This window comes from Clostridium cavendishii DSM 21758, from assembly GCF_900141845.1.
In the GTDB taxonomy this organism is placed as follows: Bacteria; Bacillota; Clostridia; order Clostridiales; family Clostridiaceae; genus Clostridium_AG; species Clostridium_AG cavendishii.
This window is the reverse complement of record NZ_FQZB01000009.1, coordinates 15272-31094: the sequence shown is the minus strand read 5'-3', so window position 1 is coordinate 31094 and position 15823 is coordinate 15272. Positions and strand designations below refer to the sequence as shown.

Sequence of the window (15823 nt, the reverse complement as noted above, 5' to 3'; positions counted from 1 at the left end):
TTTTGAAAAATGTAATAGAATTTTTAAATATAGATACTACATCACTTAAATTTAAAGATATAAATGAATACGTAAAATCAATAAATGTATCAGAAATAGATGAAGAAATGTTAGACTCTATTATAGAAAAACTTTCATTAGACAGTAGAAAAAATGTTAATATATTAGCTACAAAACTTTTAAAAGATATTAATAAATTAAAAGCAGAGAAGGAAAGAGTAGCATTAATGTATAATTTCGATAAGTCTTTTGGAATCTATAATTTAGTAGCAGGAGTTGATGAGGTTGGTAGAGGTCCTCTAGCGGGTCCTATAGTTTCTTGTGCTGTTATATTAAAAGAAGATAGTATGGATGATCATATATTAGAGATAAATGATTCTAAAAAATTAAGTGAAAGTAAAAGAGAAAAGCTTGCGGAAATAATAAAGGAAAGAGCAATAGCATATTCTATAGCTTTTTGTGATAATAAAGAAATTGATATGAAGGGCATTGGTGTGTGTAATAATCAAATATTTATAGATGCTTGCACATCTCTGAATCCTAAGCCAGATTTAATATTATCAGATGGTTATCTTATAAAAAATATAGATATAGAAAATAAATCAGTTATTAAAGGTGATACTAAAAGTGCAGCAATCGCATGTGCTTCAATAGTTGCAAAAGTGTATAGGGATAATTTAATGAAAGAATATCATAAAGAGTTTGCTGTTTATGATTTTGCGCAAAATGTAGGATATGGAACTAAGAAACATGTAGAGGCAATTTTAGAATATGGACCATGTGAAATCCATAGGATGAGTTTTTTGAAAAATATATTAAGTATATAAAAAAGTGGGTTTAAAATTAAGATGTATTTTGTATCAGACAAGGAGATAGGTTCATCTGATAATTAACTATCAAGTGAACCTATTGACGCAATATGATACATAATAAATTTATTATTTTTGAAAGATATCTTAAGCTATAATCTAAAAGCATCCTTAATAAAATTTATTTTATAAGTATTATCATTATAGTTTAAAATAACTTCCATAATATCGAATCTAACATTTATATTAAAAAATTTTTCTTTAAAAATATAATAATTTGCAGTATTTATGATTTTTCTTATTTTAAAGTAGGTTACAGCTTCACATGGGTTACCATATGAAGCTGAGAACCTACTTTTTATTTCAATAAAACTTAGAATATTGCCTTGTATAGCAATTATATCAATCTCACCCATCCTACATCTGAAATTTTTTTCTAATATTTTATAACCCAAGTTTTTAAGGGTTTTAGAACAAATATCCTCACCATATGAGCCTATTAATTTATTATATGCTTTCAAAAAAATCACCTCCTAACAAAATTATTGACAAAAAAGTACTAAATTAAAAACAGTGATTATTAATTTACTAAATTATGTCAATAATCAATAGATGTAATTATCTTATAAGGAAGTGAGAATATTGACCATAAGTTTAAAGAGTGCAACATTTAATGGAATTGACGGACATATAATTGAGGTGGAAATAGATATAACGCCTGGGATGCCATCTTTTACTATAGTTGGCCTCCCTGATATTTCAATAAAGGAAGCTAAGGAAAGGGTTAGAAGTGCTATTATAAATAGTGAATTTAAATTTCCTCTAGGAAGAATAACTGTAAACCTAGCTCCTGCTAATATAAAAAAAGTTGGTTCGTTGTTAGACTTGCCTATAGCTATAGGTATTTTAATTGTTAGTGAACAAATTTTATTAAAAAGTAATAAGGAATATATGTTTATAGGTGAATTATCTCTAAATGGAGAGATTAGAAGGATTAATGGAGCGCTAACGTCTGTACTTGCAGGGATAGATGAAAATATTAAAGAATTTATAATACCAGAGGAAAATGTTGTAGAATGTTCATCTATAAAAAATGTAAATATATTTTCTTTTTCCAACTTAGACCAAGTAGTTAAATATTTAACTTATGAAGATTTAAAGCCTATAAATAGTAGTTATGCATATGAAGAAATTACTGAGAGTTCTATTGAAGATTTTAAAGATGTAGCAGGGCATGAAACTACAAAAAGGGCATTGGCAATAGCAGCAGCAGGTTATCATAATGTAATACTTCAAGGTCCACCAGGTTCGGGAAAAACAATGTTAGCAAAAAGGATAAATAGTATAATGCCGCCTTTAACTTTTGAGGAAGCATTGGAGGTAACAAAGATATATAGCGTATCAGGACTTTTGAAGAAAAATGAGGGACTAATAACTAATAGACCATTTAGAAACCCTCATCATAATTCGACACCGATTTCTATAGTGGGTGGAGGTAGAGATTTAAAACCAGGAGAGATAACATTGGCGCATAATGGAGTTTTATTTTTAGATGAGCTTTTAGAATTTGATAAAAAAATACTTGATTTACTTAGAGAACCATTAGAAAATAAAGAAATAAATATTACAAGAAATAGTGGATTTATAACATTACCAAGTAATTTTTTATTTATAGCCTCGTATAATCCATGTCGGTTAAGATGTCAAGTTTGACCCAGTTATAAACAACTCTAACAGTTACTTTCTTAATAGAGCCTTCTATAACAGTAGTTGCTATAATTTCTTTAACTATAATTTTTAATAAATCTCTTTTTTCGTCATAATTCAGAGAATCTATACGTTTATTATATTCCTCTAGCTTAATTTCTAATTCTTTTAGCAATTTATCTTTAGATTTTAATTTTTCTAATTGTTTTTCCGTTGTGGCGATTATTCTTTTCATGTTGTTTTCTTCTTTATTGATATCACTTAGTTGTTCTTCTAATTCAGTATCTGTTATTATTTTCTTTCTATATAATTTTAAAATCTCATTTTTTTCGGATTTAATGTTTTTTAATATTGAATCATTTTTTTTTATTTGATTAAGTACTTCACTTAAATTATTGGAATCATCATTATTTTTAATATTTTCTATTTCATTTTTGTAATTTCTAACAAAATGTAATATATCATTCCAAACAACCTGCTCTATTTCATCAACCAATATGTTTCCTGAAGTACACTTAAATCCTAAACGATTTTGTTCAGCACTTCTTTTCCCATTACAAGCATAAACATCATTTTTAGTTTTATAGCTTATTCCACAATAAATTTTGCCGCAATGTCCGCAACGAATAAGGCCTCTTAGAAGATATTCCCTATTCTTCATGCATCTAAAGCTTTCATTTGAATTTTGTTTTTTTTGTTTTTGCGCCATATTCCATAACTCTTCACTTATTAAAGCTGGTACTTTTCTTATTATAGTTTCTTTTCTTCTTGTAGCTTTTTTGCCATACTCATGTACACCTTTGTATGTTGTATTAGAAATAATTCTTAAAACCGAAGATGTTCTCCATTTTCCTGTCATGCTTTTGGTTTTTTGTGTTCTAGTTATACTGTAACTAGGAATATTGTTGGTGTTTAAATAAGTAGCTATCCCTAAAGTGCTTATTTTATCGACTACGTACATATTAAATATTTTTCTAATTACTTTTGCTTCACTTTCATTTATTTCTAAATAACCATCACTATTTACTAAATATCCATAAGGTACAACACCACCGAGCCATTTTCCCATCTTAGCAGCTCTTGTAGCACCTATATACATTCTGTCTAGTATATTATTTCTTTCAAGTTCAGCCATGCTTAAATAGGTCGTAAACTGAAATTTACCAGTTGGGGTATTTAAATCAAATGGTTCAGATACGCTCAATATTTCTATATTTAATTTAGTTAATATTTCTGCAGCATTAAGACCGCTTAAGGTGTCTCTCCCAAATCTATCAATTTTATAAACTAAAACGGCATCAAATAATTTGTTTTTGGCATCTTCTAATAATTCTTTTCCGCCTGGTCTTTCGCCAAATGGAATTGTTCCGCTTACACCATTATCTAAATATTCTTTGAAAATCTCTAAATCTTCTTTTAATTCAATATAAGTATTTAATATCTCAACTTGATTCTCGATTGTGTCACGTTCTTTTTGATCATCAGAAGATACTCTACAATATAGAGCAACTCTTTTCATTACTTATCACCTCTTTGCATTCTAATAATATTAAAGCAATTAATCATATTCATTTGTATTTGCTTAATTTCTAAATCGGATAATTCAATATTATCTAAAGTTAACCCTTCGCTAGAAAAGATTAAATTCATAGTTTCTTCTATATCAGTTACTATATATTTTTGTCCTTCTTCTAAACTGAATAGTTCATTTGTGCTTACATTAAGTGCATTTGCTATTTTTTCTAATGTATCAGCGTTGAGTGTTTGCCTTTTGCCACTTTCTATTTGGCTTATTGTTGCATTACCAACATTAGCGTCTTTAGATAATCTATAGGCGCTCACACCTTTAGACTCTCTTATTTTTTTTATGTTTTGTCCTAATATACTAATCATTTTTTTATTCTCCTCATATACTTTCGTTTATAAAAGTATTATATCAAAAACAATATATACTATACAAGTTAAATTTCATAAACGAAAGTAAAATAAAGAAAAATACTTTCGACAATGAAATTAAAAAACAAAGAATACTGTCGAATACGAAAGGGAAACGGAGCAAATCAAATATAATTACATATATTAGCTTTTTAGGATACTTGTATACTTTCGAATGTGAAAGCATAATAAGAGTATAGTTTCGTTTGCGATAGTAAATAACGAAAAGTAAATGAAATTTATAAATTCTAAAGAAGGAGTAACTAAAGTAAATGAATGGTGAAAAATTAAAACAAAAAATGGAGGAAAGAAAAATTACAGGTTATGAAATGGAAAGAATTACCGGAGTTAGTCAGACAACAATAAGTCAAATTAAAAAAGGTGAGAGAAACAATCCTAAAATTTTGACTGTAAAAAAAATAGCAGAAGCGCTTGATGTTAGAATTGAAGAATTGATTTAGGAGGGATTTTATGGAGGTAACAACAGAATTTATTAATGGCAAAAGAAAATTAGTAATAACTAGAGTATCGAGTGGGGTGGATAAATCTAAAGAATTAATAAGAGCAGTAATGCCGGAATGTACAATTACGTTCAAAGATGAAGTTGAAGAAGGAGGACAAGCTTAATGGATAAGAAAATTCAAATGAAACAAGAGGTAAGAGATTTAATAAAAATAATGGACGAGCATGGAAAGCAACTTGTAGATGCTAGAGAGCTACATGAGTTTTTAGAAAGTAAACAAGATTTTTCGACATGGATAAAAAACAGAATAGAAAAATATGAATTTGTTGAAAATGTTGATTTTTCCACATTCCATAAATTTGTGGAGCGTGAAGGAACAAATTTAGGTTCAAAGAGAACAGAGTATGTTTTAACTATCGAAATGGCAAAAGAGTTAAGTATGGTAGAAAACAATGACAAAGGGAAAGAGGCAAGGAAGTACTTTATAGAGTGTGAAAAAGCTTATTTAAATTCTAATTCACAAGTCAAAAAGCTAACAACAGAAGAAATGTTAGAGCTACAATTCAATTTTACTAAAGAAGTAAAAGCAGAAGTTAAAGAGGTTAAGGATAAAGTAACAGTAATTCAGGAGTTTGTAGATGCAACCGAGTTATCTACGGCTGATAGCAAAAGATTAACAAGTTTAGCAAATAAAATAGTAGTTACTTTACTAGGCGGCAAGAAGAGTAAGGCATATGAAACTCTTAGTAAAAAAGCTTTTTCAGACTTGTACAAGCAGTTACACAGAGAATTTGGAGTGTCTTCTATAGCAGAAATAAAGAAAAAAGATGTTGAGTTAGCTAAAGAGGTTATTCAAAACTATAAAGCTCCAATAGTTCTACAAGAGGAAATTGCAAAAGCTAATAATCAAATTAATTTTAAGGGAGTTATTTAAATATAAAATGAAAAACAGCATAAAAGAATATATGATTATAAAAAATGAAGATGGAACTGAAACAAAGGAGTTAACAAGAGAAATATTTTTAGATTCAGCTCCAACTAGACAAGAAATATATAAACAATACTTAAAAAGAAGAAGAATATGTATTGGGATATATCTATCGCTTAATATAATCATCATCACAATTTTAATGTACTATTATTTAAAATTTAAATAAGGAGAGATTCAGATGGAAAACAACAAAATTCATTCAGTAAGTATTATAAACAATGAGATCAAATTAGATAACTTCAAGGTAGAAGGAGTACTTGATTATAACTTAAAACGTTCAGGAAAAGGAGAGGCTACATTAAACTTAACTTTACTTGTAAGAAGTCAAGAGGTTGAAATTAAACTTGATGGTGAAGAAATGGCTAATACAATTATTCCTTTAGAAAATACAAAATTTATAAATGAGTTATCAAATGCAATAGGCGAAAAATGGGTTAACTGTTCAGGTGAACAAAAGGGGTTACCTTTATTCTCAAAACAGGATGAATTAGAAAGAGCTGAAAAAATAGTTCACGTTTTGGAAGGCATGTCTATTGAATCAGCTCAAGAAATTCTAAGCAAAATTAATAAAGCTTTATTACAATTAATTTTTATTAGTTGATCTCATTATTTCAATAATTTCTTCACAAGTTTCATCAAAGAGTTTCATAAGTTCTGGTAATGACATTTCTTTGACGTTGTAATGAGATTGAATATATAAGGTAGCGACCTTTTCAATACGGTCAACCATGAAAAACACCCCCTTTCAAACAAAATTTTACCATAAAGGGGATAAGAATACAAAAGGAGGTAAAAGGTATGTGTAATCTAGCAAACATAGTTAGATTTAACACAGAAGAAGAAAAGAAAATAGTTTTTGAAGAAGTAACAAGAGATATAAAAGTTAATAGAATAGACTATGGGAAAAAAACGACATTAAAAGATGTAATTTCGCTAATGAGAATAACTTTAACAATAGTAAGGAGGTGCTGATTTGGGAGTACTAATGAGAGAAAAACTAGAGATAGCAGACGAAGCAAGAAGAATTTATTTAGAGAGTAATGGAAGGTTAGCTTATGACGAAGCATTAAGACAAGCTCAAAAAGAATATGAAGAATGGAAATCTATAAAAGGTTATGATGATAAATATTTTATCAGTAACAAAGGAAGAGTTAAAAGCATTAAATATAAAGCTCCTAGAATATTAAAACCTAGAGTAGATAATTATGGATATTACCGTGTTGCTTTATGTGAAGGTAATAAAGTAAAAGATTATAAAATTCATAGATTGGTAGCAAGCGCATTCTTAGAAAATGCAGAAAATAAAACAACAGTTAATCATATAGATGGAAATAAAACTAATAATTCTGTTGAAAATTTAGAATGGGCAACTAGTAGCGAACAAATGTTACATGCTTATAAAAGTAATCTACGAGGTAGCAATAAAAAGAGGATTAGCAAACTTAAAGTAACTGAATCTTGCAGGAATAGAAACTTTAAAAAAGCTAACCCAAATGAAATGTCCAATTTAATTATAAATGAAAATGAAGATATAGACAATAAGGGAATTATAGGGGGATTAGAAAATGGAATGTAAATGTTGTGGCAGAAAGCCAAGTGAAATAGAGGAATATATTGAAATGGTTGAATGTGGAGAATATAAAACAGCGGAATTAGCTGCAAAAGATGATGGAACATATAACCCATCAACAGAGAAGTTCTTATGTACAAGTTGTTATATAAAAGTAGGAATGCCATTAGGGAGGGCTTAGAAATGAATTTGTTAATTGAAAATGATTTAGCTCAGGAAAGAGAAGGATTTAAAATAGAAGACTTAGAGGGTGCTACATGGGCGTTCAGAAAGTTAAGAGCAATAGAAAATAAGCAAGTAGAAATAAAAGCTATAGCAGATGAAGAAATATCAAGGATTAATGAATGGAAAGATGCTGAATTAAAGCAATATGAAGCAGATAGACAATACTTTAACTTTTTACTAGAAGAGTATTACAGAAATGAAAAAACTAAGGATAAGAAATTTAAATTATCAACGCCATATGGTAATGTTTCAGCAAGAAAATCTAAAACATGGAATTATACCAATGAAGAGGCATTAACTAAATACTTAAATGATAATATTCCAGAACTTATAAGAGTTAAGGAAGAAATAAATAAGACAGAGCTTAAGAAAGTATTTAAAGATGGAATAAATCAAGAAACTGGCGAAGTATTACCATTTGTAAATATTGAAGATACTGAAACTATAACAATTAAGGTTAAATAAGGGGAGTATTAGATAATGTTAGAGTTTGATGAAAAAATAAAAGGTCTTAATTTATTTGAGAAGATAGCAAATATAAGTTCAGAAATAGATTATTTACAAAAAGATGATAAGGTTGGTTTTGGAAATAATGCTTATAAAGCTATAAGCTCTGAAAAAGTTATAGGCGTGTGTGCTGAAAAGATGAATAAGTATGGCATAGTTATTATTCCTGTAGATCAAGTTTATAAGAGAACTGATGAATTAGTATCTGTAGATAATGAGGGAAAAAGTAAATATAACAGAATATCAGATGTTGATGTTAAGTATGAGGTTATAAACATTCATAATACTACTCAAAAAATAGTTACTATAGCAAGTGGTACAGGCGTTGATACACAAGATAAAGGAGTAGGTAAAGCGCAAACTTATGCTTATAAAAATATGTTAGTTAAATTATTTGCAATTCCAACAGGTGATGATACAGATAAAGTACATTCAGATGATTATAACAAAAAGTTATATGGGGATACAAAAAAAGAAACTACGATATCCAAGCCTAATAACCAACATTTGCAAACTCATAAGTGTTCTAAATGTGGTGTTGATGTAAATGAAAATGTAGCAAAATTCAGCAATGCAAAATATAAGAAAGTTCTATGTATTAATTGCCAAAAAGCAGAAAAGTAAGGGGGAGTATTTGTGGAGATTAAAAGCGGAGATTTAATGTATTACTTCAACATAGAATTAGATGAAACTGGATTAGTTAAAACAATTGTTAAAACTTATCCAATTATAGCTACAAAAGAAAAGTTTGAAGATAATCAAATTATGGTTATAGATAATTTAAATTATACAACATTACAAACTAAAGATGAAAAGTATTCTACTCATACCATATTTAATAAAGTTAGATGTTACGAAATGAATTATCATAGCAGGGGATTAAAAGATAGTGTAACAGGATATTTGTACACCACAAATTCTAATAAAAAAGTTGCTATAACTAAGATTAAAAAGGCTATGGAAAAGTATCTAAAAGATAAGTATGGTAAGTACGGGAATTTTATAGAATTACTTAATAAAATAGAGGCTTGATATTATGGCGAATAGAAAACAATAATATTAAAATTAACACTATTTCAAAGAAAAAAATGTAGGAGGTAAGTAAATGTCAGAAGGGTGGTTTAAGCTGCATAGATGCTTATTTGAAAAAGCTATATGGCAACAATCTACTCCTGAACAGAAAGTTATATTAATAACCCTTCTAGGTCTGGCTAATCATAAGGGAAGAGAATGGGAGTGGAAAGGAACACAATTTAAGGCTGAACCAGGTATGTTAGTAACTTCACTTGAGAGCATAACTGCAAGGTGTGGCAAAGGAATTTCAATACAAAATGTTAGAAGTGCTATCACTAAATTTAAAAAGTATGGATTTCTAACAGAGGAAGTAACAAAGACAGGAAGGCTCATAACAATACTAAATTGGGGGCTTTACCAAGGTGGCGAATATATAACTAACAAAGATACTAACAATCAAGTAACAAACAACCAACAAAGCACTAACAAAGAGGTAACAAACAGCCAACAAAGAGGTAACAAAGAGGTAACACCTAACAAGAATGATAAGAATATAAAGAATGATAAAAATGAGAAAGAAGGAAAAGAAAGAGAAGAAGAAATATCTATCCTTCCACCTCTATCATTTCCTACCGAATACCATAAAAGTATTTTTGATAAAGTTGGAGAGGTTGGTTATAGAACATGGTTTATAAATTCTAATATTACAGATGGTCCAGTAATAACTATAGAAGCTCCTAATGAGTTTACTAAGAATATTGTAGAAGAGAAATATAAAAAGCATTTAGAGCTTATTTTAAAAAAGAAAATAGAAATTAAGTAAGGAGGATGAATAATTGAAGATATGTATATGTGGTAGAAGAGCAACAGAATTACATCACATAGTTTTTAGGAGTCAAAATAAACCTTTAGAAAATTGTAAATTTAATCATATAGATTTATGCCAGGAGTGCCATAGAGGTACAAGAGGTGTACATGGTTCTAAAGGGCATAAATTAGATATAAAACTAAAGTTAAATTTTCAAAATAAGCTTAATGAGGTATTTAAAAATGAAGAACTAACTAAAGAAGAAATAAGAACAATATTAGATGTAAATAGAAATGCAGTGGACAGGCTATTAAAAGGCGTTAAAGTTAACGGAGATAAATATATTAAAGAGGATGTAATAAGGGCGTGTATGGCGGGGAGATTGATTTTAAATGAGTAACACACCATATGAAGAAGAATACACCGCAGAGGTTAACTTATTTAATAGTATTACAAGACGATTTGAGAGCCTACAAGAAAACGACATAGTAACAGCTTATAATCTTATGAAAGATAGTCTACAAGCTTATAACAGATGGTCAAAGATACGCTGTGATGTAAGAAAAGATTTAACTAGAGGGCAAGGAGCGGAGCTTAAGGACAGATTAGAAGAAATGGTTAAGTATTTAAAAGAGGTTCATGTTGTTAGTAGAATGGTTTGGAAGTCAGCAAGAGAGGATTTTATTAATCATAAAGAAGATTTATAAGAAGAGTTTAGAGATATTGTTTAAAAAGAAAGTTGAGGTTAAGGAGTGAAAAAGAAAATAGGGTTAATAGATGTTGATGGACATAACTTTCCCAACTTAGCATTAATGAAAATATCAGCATATCACAAAAGCATAGGTGATGAAGTAGAATGGTTCTTTGGATTTAATTCATATGACAGAGTATATATGAGTAAGGTATTTACCTTCACAGAAGATTTTCACCAGGTTATAAACGCTAATGAAATAATAAAAGGTGGTACAGGCTACGACTTAAAAAATGAGTTACCACCTGAAATAGAAAATATATATCCTGATTATGATTTATACGAGATAAAAGATACAGCTTATGGATTTTTAACAAGAGGTTGTCCAAGAGGTTGTAAATTTTGTATAGTAGCTGAAAAAGAAGGTAAGTGTAGTAAGAAGGTTGCAGACCTAAGCCAATTTTGGAGAGGTCAAAAAAACATTGAGATTATGGATCCAAATCTTTTAGCTTGTGAAGATTGGAAGGACCTACTACAACAACTTATAGATAGTAAAGCTACAGTAAATATAAACCAAGGTATGGATATTAGATTTATGACTAAAGAAAAAGCAGAAATGATAAATAAACTAAAGATAAAAATAATACATTTTGCATGGGATAATTACGAATTTAGTACGTATGAGAAATTAAAAGAGTTTAGACCACTTTTGAAATTTGATAGTAGAAGATTAAGAGTTTATGTTCTTACTAATTTTAATACAACATTCGAACAAGATTTAGATAGAGTTTATAAACTTAGAGAGTTAGGTTACGACCCATATATAACTATTTTTGAAAAGTGGAATGCGCCAAAGGAAATCAAAAGGTTACAAAGATGGGTTAATAGTAAATTTATTTTTAGAAGTTGTGAGAGATTTGAAGATTATAAGTAATATGAAAATATTGCGAACTAATAATCAGGATTGAGAATACGAATAATGCTCTTTGAAAATTGAATAATACGGTATAAAAATGATTGCCAGATTGTATAAAAATATGATACTATTTCCATATAAATGCAACGAAAGAGGGGATAGTTGGTCATGGATGAAAATTTTTATACTTCTGCACAAAAACTATCAAAAAATCCTTTAGGGATACTGGCATTATTTTTAGTCTTAACTTATGCAATTTTAGCAATAATTACAGGATTTGGACAATTAGATGGTTTGTTAAAAACTATTCTGGTTGCATATCTTATTATTTTTCCATTAGTTGTTCTTTTTGTATTCTATAATCTAGTAGTAAATCATCATAGCAAATTATATGCACCAACAGATTTTAAAGATGATAAAAGTTTTTTAAAATCTATGGAGTTAAATATTAAAAGCTTAGAATTATCGAAAGAAATTGATAAGACTTCAGAAAAAATAGTGCAAAATGACAATTTAGGTAATATTAAAGAAGAAGTTACTAAAGTGGTTTTTAAAAGTATACTGACAATATATGGAGGTCTCACACTAAAAGTTTTGTACTATGATCTAGATGGGAGAGTTAGATTCAGATTTGATAAAGAAAAACAGATAGTGACAACAATTTTTGATGGTATAGAAATAGGTGGATATAAGTTGGATTCATTTTATGAAGATTACAGAGATCTCCATAATAAAGGGATTATAAATATATCTTCATTTGATCCATTTGAATTTACTATTGCGAATTCTGCAAAACCATCTATTAAAGAACTGTATGAAGATACCTTAAAAGAATTTGAAAATCAAAAATCAGTTCCAATGATATCTGTAAAAAAGAAATAAAAGTATCATATAAAGTAAAGTACTTGATTTAGCTTTATATTAAATTTGGACAAACCTTTATATAAGTGACAGTATCATATTGCATTAAACTAAGTTTAACTAAGAATAGACAATCAGTAAAAATGAATAGTTTTTAAAATACCGTATTATTCAGAAATGGATTTTGCGGTATTTTTATTTTGTAATAAAAAAGGGGAGATAGAATTGTCATTAGAAGAAGTAGAGTTATTAGAATATCAAATAGAGTATCCAACATTAAATTTAGTAATTAAGAAAGATAACAAAAGAATGTTTGATTATGGAATGTTATATTGTTATACCAAGGAATGTGAAAAAGGTTTTAAGGTAAAGAAGGTTAACAAGACTACTAAAAAAGGAACTAAGTTCACATATACAGCAATAAAAAATAAACAGGATTTTGAAGAATATAAGAAAATGGTTAATGAAATGATTGATAATTTCAATATGAAACACGGATCTAAAATAAAAGCTCAATAACTAATAATGCAAAGATAATATAAATTTGAACATTTTTATAACCTTATATTATCATATGAAAATCAATTAATAAGTAAAGCGGTGATAAATTGGAATTGATTTTAGAAGATATAAATTTTATGTGGAAAAAAGAAGAGATTAATAAAGTTAAAGATATGTGGAATGGTGGAGAAAGCTTAAAAGATATTACAGAAGCAGTTAATAGAGAAGGGGATGAAGTCTTTCTCCTTCTACTCCATCTAGCAAGACAGAGAAAAATAAAAATAAGGAAGGGGTTTATATGGGGCAAGTAGCTTTAACTAAAGAGCAGTTTATGGCTAAAGTTATTGAAGATAAAAAACTAAAGCAAGAAAAGCAACGTGAAGAATATAGAGATTACTATGACTATAAGATAGATACAGTAAGTAAGGCTAGAAAGAGATATTATAAAAATTATTATAGGTAGGTGAAATAAATGAAATTTTATGAATTTAATGATTTTGAATATTACGCATTAATAATAGCAAATGATGAGGAGAACGCAATGTTAGGTTATGAAGAAATTGTTGCAGATTTAGAAGAAGACGAAAAAGAATTAAGTCCTGATGTTATTGACTATAACGAAGCACTAGAAAGATATAAAAAAGGTAATATCGAAGGATGTGAAACAGAAGAAGATAAAATAAATGATTTCAATGAAAATGTAGACAATTTCTCGAGATATGTAAGCAGTTGGAAAGAACCTTGGACAGTACTGCTTATAGATGGAAGTTTAATATAGGAGGGTTAGGATATGAATAATCCATTTAATGCTATGTCTGATGAAGAATTTTTATATCAAATATGTGCTTTTATGGGAAAGGAGAATTTTATAAGATTTATAGATATAACAAATAGGAATTGTCCAAATAGCAGGTGCATTAATGAGAAAGACAAATGTGGAGAGTGTTTTTATGAGTTTTTAAGAGAATATGAAAAGAATAATAAAGAGGTAGAAGAATGCTAGAAATTTCGATTATATTTTTAATAATAGTAACGGTATGGAATGCTAGAGACATTAGTTATTTAAAGAAAAAAGATGTCTTACAAGATAGATTAAATGAGCAATCAGTTGAAGTTGAAGGTAGCTTAGTAAAGTCAGTAATAGATCATAAAAATAGAATTGAGGTGCTAGAGAATGGCAGAGAAAAAGAGGATAAACAGTAAGCAAAAGGGTGCAAGATTTGAAAGAGCTTTAGCATCTAAGTTAAAAGAGTATGGTTATAACTGTAGGAGAGGGCAACAGTACTGTGGAGCTAATGGTGATGCTGATGTAGTTGGATTACCTGGTATTCATATAGAAGCCAAACATGTGGAAAAATTAAATATATTTGATGCAATGGCACAGGCTAAGGCAGACTGTAGAGAGGGAGAATTACCAGTGGTATTTCATAAGAAGAATAATACTGAAATAATGGTCACAATGCGTATAGATGATTGGATGAAGGTATATAAAAGGAGTGGGTTAGATGATAATTAATTTTGAAGTTGAAATTGAAGGTGTGTTGTTAAATGGCAGTTTTGAATTAAGTTCTTCAGATGGGAAAAAGTTTGAAAGGTTCAGTTTATCAAAGAAGGAAAATGTTATTAAAGAAGCAGTTAAAGAAAATATAAAAGTAAATTCGTTCAATTGTATCGAGATGCAATAATGTTTTTTGGAACTAGATAGGAGTGATAGAATGGATAAGGAGTTATTTAGAAAAACCGAAGGTCGGTTATACAGATATTTTAAACAACTTAAATTAATAGAAAAGCTTAAAAATAAAGTTGTATTATTGTACAAGCAACAAGAAGCTATAAAACAAGAAATTCATAATCTAAAAAATCTTAAAATAGAAACTGGTTTGAATATGGGGATAGATTACTCTAGAGATAAAATACAAAGTAGTTCGGATGGCTCTGGTGAAGCAGAAAGAGAAACTATTAAGTATATAGAAAACTTAGAAAAGGAATATAGGTATGTAGTTAAAAAAATGCTTAAGATAAATGCTAGGATAAGAGAAATAGAGATACAGATTCAAGATATGCAATATAATCTTTCTATGTTAAGCGAAGAAAGTAAAAGGTTTATAGAATGGAAATATGCAGAGCTTAAATCAATAGATTGGATAGCAGTAGAGATGTATGGAGGTGCTAGGAGTACTGCTTATAGGAAAAGAGAAGAGTTAGTTGAGAATATAGCTAATTATAGTAATATATTAGTTTAGATTATGAAAATATTGAGAACTAACTACTGAAACTAGAAGTACTGATAATGTTTATAAATGTTCTTTTAAAACTGAATAATACAGTAATTATTAATTACCTTTTAAAAGTATTATATAATGAATTCAATCGGAATATATTGTATAATTATTACTATAATAAATTAAAATAAAAAGGTAAAAATGAGGTGAGCTTTATGGGCAGCAATAGTCAATATTCAAAAGTTGTAGAAGTAAGTAAGATCACTGGATACGGGTTGATGGATGCTTTTAAGGCATTAAAAAAAACAGAATGGGACATACAAAAGGCTGCGAAATATTTAAAAGAACATCCTCCAGCATATCTAACTTAAGTTTAATAGTTTACATTTGTTTAAACACCGTATTATTTAATTGAATTTTACGGTGTTTTTGGTTCGCAATACAAAGAAAAAGTTAATAAAAAATAATATTTAAAAACTTGGGACAAAAATGGGACAAAATTGGGACAAAAATATAATATAGAAGAAGTATAATAGTATTAAGAAAAAAATTAATAAGCCCTCTTTCATATGGTTAGCTTGCAGCAGGGATTACACAGGATTG

General features: G+C 28.5%; 32 protein-coding genes. 28 read left to right on the top strand and 4 right to left on the bottom strand.

Annotation, left to right across the window (positions count from 1 at the left end):
- The first annotated feature begins 2 nt into the window (after nt 1–2).
- The gene (locus BUB01_RS10270; RefSeq protein ID WP_072986891.1) at nt 3–827 is read left to right on the top strand and encodes a ribonuclease HII; all 825 of its coding nucleotides are present in this window, start codon (nt 3–5) and stop codon (nt 825–827) included.
- A 134-nt stretch (nt 828–961) separates the two neighbouring features.
- Here BUB01_RS10270 and BUB01_RS10265 read toward each other — a convergent pair whose 3' ends face one another.
- Nucleotides 962–1330 (bottom strand): YraN family protein, encoded by a 369-nt coding sequence (locus tag BUB01_RS10265; RefSeq protein ID WP_072986889.1) that lies wholly within the window; start codon nt 1328–1330, stop codon nt 962–964.
- Between the two features lie 121 nt (nt 1331–1451).
- Between BUB01_RS10265 and BUB01_RS10260 the strand changes: the two genes are divergently transcribed.
- Complete coding sequence (locus BUB01_RS10260) at nt 1452–2522, top strand: YifB family Mg chelatase-like AAA ATPase (protein ID WP_072986887.1); 1071 nt, start codon at nt 1452–1454, stop codon at nt 2520–2522.
- Here the strand turns inward: BUB01_RS10260 and BUB01_RS10255 are convergent.
- Together BUB01_RS10255 and BUB01_RS10250 are read right to left on the bottom strand one after the other, a co-directional pair.
- Entirely contained in the window at nt 2479–4035 is a 1557-nt protein-coding gene (locus BUB01_RS10255) for a recombinase family protein (RefSeq protein ID WP_072986885.1), read from the bottom strand. The genes BUB01_RS10260 and BUB01_RS10255 overlap by 44 nt on opposite strands.
- Nucleotides 4035–4409, bottom strand: a complete 375-nt coding sequence (locus tag BUB01_RS10250; RefSeq protein WP_072986883.1) for a helix-turn-helix domain-containing protein — start codon at nt 4407–4409, stop codon at nt 4035–4037. The genes BUB01_RS10255 and BUB01_RS10250 overlap by 1 nt, the downstream gene beginning before the upstream one ends.
- 314 nt (nt 4410–4723) lie before the next feature.
- Here BUB01_RS10250 and BUB01_RS10245 point away from each other — a divergent pair, with 314 nt between their 5' ends.
- From BUB01_RS10245 to BUB01_RS10230, 5 genes are read left to right on the top strand one after another with little or no spacing between them, the layout of a single operon-like run.
- Nucleotides 4724–4912, top strand: a complete 189-nt coding sequence (locus BUB01_RS10245) for a helix-turn-helix domain-containing protein (RefSeq protein WP_072986880.1) — start codon at nt 4724–4726, stop codon at nt 4910–4912.
- A gap of 10 nt (nt 4913–4922) precedes the next feature.
- On the top strand, nt 4923–5078 hold the full coding sequence (locus BUB01_RS23195) for a hypothetical protein (protein WP_159433232.1): 156 nt from the start codon (nt 4923–4925) through the stop codon (nt 5076–5078).
- Nucleotides 5078–5848 (top strand): antA/AntB antirepressor family protein, encoded by a 771-nt coding sequence (locus tag BUB01_RS10240; RefSeq protein WP_072986878.1) that lies wholly within the window; start codon nt 5078–5080, stop codon nt 5846–5848. The genes BUB01_RS23195 and BUB01_RS10240 overlap by 1 nt, the downstream gene beginning before the upstream one ends.
- Before the next feature lie 7 nt (nt 5849–5855).
- Nucleotides 5856–6071 carry a hypothetical protein gene (locus tag BUB01_RS10235; RefSeq protein WP_143152483.1) on the top strand — a complete coding sequence of 72 codons (216 nt, stop codon included), beginning with the start codon at nt 5856–5858 and terminating at the stop codon, nt 6069–6071.
- Nucleotides 6072–6083: 12 nt separating this feature from the next.
- Entirely contained in the window at nt 6084–6506 is a 423-nt protein-coding gene (locus BUB01_RS10230; protein ID WP_072986874.1) for a hypothetical protein, read from the top strand.
- Here BUB01_RS10230 and BUB01_RS23190 read toward each other — a convergent pair.
- On the bottom strand, nt 6489–6635 hold the full coding sequence (locus BUB01_RS23190) for a hypothetical protein (protein ID WP_159433231.1): 147 nt from the start codon (nt 6633–6635) through the stop codon (nt 6489–6491). The genes BUB01_RS10230 and BUB01_RS23190 overlap by 18 nt on opposite strands.
- Nucleotides 6636–6703: 68 nt before the next feature.
- Here BUB01_RS23190 and BUB01_RS23185 point away from each other — a divergent pair, with 68 nt between their 5' ends.
- From BUB01_RS23185 to BUB01_RS10135, 21 genes are all read left to right on the top strand, one after another.
- Complete coding sequence (locus BUB01_RS23185) at nt 6704–6877, top strand: hypothetical protein (RefSeq protein ID WP_159433230.1); 174 nt, start codon at nt 6704–6706, stop codon at nt 6875–6877.
- Between the two features lies 1 nt (nt 6878).
- Complete coding sequence (locus tag BUB01_RS10225; protein WP_072986872.1) at nt 6879–7481, top strand: NUMOD4 domain-containing protein; 603 nt, start codon at nt 6879–6881, stop codon at nt 7479–7481.
- Nucleotides 7471–7656, top strand: coding sequence for a hypothetical protein (locus BUB01_RS10220; RefSeq protein WP_072986870.1), 186 nt, complete (start codon nt 7471–7473; stop codon nt 7654–7656). The genes BUB01_RS10225 and BUB01_RS10220 overlap by 11 nt, the downstream gene beginning before the upstream one ends.
- 2 nt (nt 7657–7658) lie before the next feature.
- Entirely contained in the window at nt 7659–8165 is a 507-nt protein-coding gene (locus BUB01_RS10215; protein ID WP_072986868.1) for a host-nuclease inhibitor Gam family protein, read from the top strand.
- A gap of 15 nt (nt 8166–8180) precedes the next feature.
- Entirely contained in the window at nt 8181–8831 is a 651-nt protein-coding gene (locus tag BUB01_RS10210) for an ERF family protein (protein WP_072986858.1), read from the top strand.
- A gap of 12 nt (nt 8832–8843) precedes the next feature.
- Nucleotides 8844–9239: a hypothetical protein gene (locus tag BUB01_RS10205; protein ID WP_072986856.1), complete on the top strand. Its 396-nt coding sequence runs from the start codon at nt 8844–8846 to the stop codon at nt 9237–9239.
- A 73-nt stretch (nt 9240–9312) separates the two neighbouring features.
- Complete coding sequence (locus BUB01_RS10200; protein WP_072986854.1) at nt 9313–10044, top strand: DnaA N-terminal domain-containing protein; 732 nt, start codon at nt 9313–9315, stop codon at nt 10042–10044.
- Between the two features lie 13 nt (nt 10045–10057).
- Entirely contained in the window at nt 10058–10429 is a 372-nt protein-coding gene (locus BUB01_RS10195; protein ID WP_084108658.1) for a hypothetical protein, read from the top strand.
- The gene (locus BUB01_RS10190; RefSeq protein WP_072986852.1) at nt 10422–10736 is read left to right on the top strand and encodes a hypothetical protein; all 315 of its coding nucleotides are present in this window, start codon (nt 10422–10424) and stop codon (nt 10734–10736) included. Before BUB01_RS10195 ends, BUB01_RS10190 begins: the two co-directional genes overlap by 8 nt.
- Before the next feature lie 45 nt (nt 10737–10781).
- Nucleotides 10782–11654 carry a radical SAM protein gene (locus BUB01_RS10185; RefSeq protein ID WP_072986849.1) on the top strand — a complete coding sequence of 291 codons (873 nt, stop codon included), beginning with the start codon at nt 10782–10784 and terminating at the stop codon, nt 11652–11654.
- Between the two features lie 150 nt (nt 11655–11804).
- On the top strand, nt 11805–12518 hold the full coding sequence (locus tag BUB01_RS10180) for a hypothetical protein (protein ID WP_072986831.1): 714 nt from the start codon (nt 11805–11807) through the stop codon (nt 12516–12518).
- A gap of 204 nt (nt 12519–12722) precedes the next feature.
- Nucleotides 12723–13016 carry a hypothetical protein gene (locus tag BUB01_RS10175; RefSeq protein WP_084108655.1) on the top strand — a complete coding sequence of 98 codons (294 nt, stop codon included), beginning with the start codon at nt 12723–12725 and terminating at the stop codon, nt 13014–13016.
- Between the two features lie 89 nt (nt 13017–13105).
- The gene (locus BUB01_RS10170) at nt 13106–13309 is read left to right on the top strand and encodes a hypothetical protein (protein WP_072986825.1); all 204 of its coding nucleotides are present in this window, start codon (nt 13106–13108) and stop codon (nt 13307–13309) included.
- Nucleotides 13297–13461, top strand: coding sequence for a hypothetical protein (locus tag BUB01_RS23180; RefSeq protein ID WP_159433229.1), 165 nt, complete (start codon nt 13297–13299; stop codon nt 13459–13461). Before BUB01_RS10170 ends, BUB01_RS23180 begins: the two co-directional genes overlap by 13 nt.
- A 9-nt stretch (nt 13462–13470) precedes the next feature.
- Nucleotides 13471–13776 carry a hypothetical protein gene (locus BUB01_RS10165; protein WP_072986822.1) on the top strand — a complete coding sequence of 102 codons (306 nt, stop codon included), beginning with the start codon at nt 13471–13473 and terminating at the stop codon, nt 13774–13776.
- A 12-nt stretch (nt 13777–13788) separates the two neighbouring features.
- Complete coding sequence (locus tag BUB01_RS10160) at nt 13789–14001, top strand: hypothetical protein (protein ID WP_072986819.1); 213 nt, start codon at nt 13789–13791, stop codon at nt 13999–14001.
- Entirely contained in the window at nt 13995–14201 is a 207-nt protein-coding gene (locus tag BUB01_RS10155) for a hypothetical protein (RefSeq protein WP_072986817.1), read from the top strand. The genes BUB01_RS10160 and BUB01_RS10155 overlap by 7 nt, the downstream gene beginning before the upstream one ends.
- Nucleotides 14173–14514 (top strand): putative PDDEXK endonuclease, encoded by a 342-nt coding sequence (locus tag BUB01_RS10150; RefSeq protein ID WP_072986814.1) that lies wholly within the window; start codon nt 14173–14175, stop codon nt 14512–14514. Before BUB01_RS10155 ends, BUB01_RS10150 begins: the two co-directional genes overlap by 29 nt.
- The gene (locus tag BUB01_RS10145; RefSeq protein WP_072986809.1) at nt 14504–14683 is read left to right on the top strand and encodes a hypothetical protein; all 180 of its coding nucleotides are present in this window, start codon (nt 14504–14506) and stop codon (nt 14681–14683) included. Before BUB01_RS10150 ends, BUB01_RS10145 begins: the two co-directional genes overlap by 11 nt.
- 30 nt (nt 14684–14713) lie before the next feature.
- Nucleotides 14714–15241 carry a hypothetical protein gene (locus BUB01_RS10140; protein WP_072986806.1) on the top strand — a complete coding sequence of 176 codons (528 nt, stop codon included), beginning with the start codon at nt 14714–14716 and terminating at the stop codon, nt 15239–15241.
- A 194-nt stretch (nt 15242–15435) separates the two neighbouring features.
- Entirely contained in the window at nt 15436–15591 is a 156-nt protein-coding gene (locus BUB01_RS10135; protein WP_072986804.1) for a UBA domain-containing protein, read from the top strand.
- Nucleotides 15592–15823 lie beyond the last annotated feature (232 nt).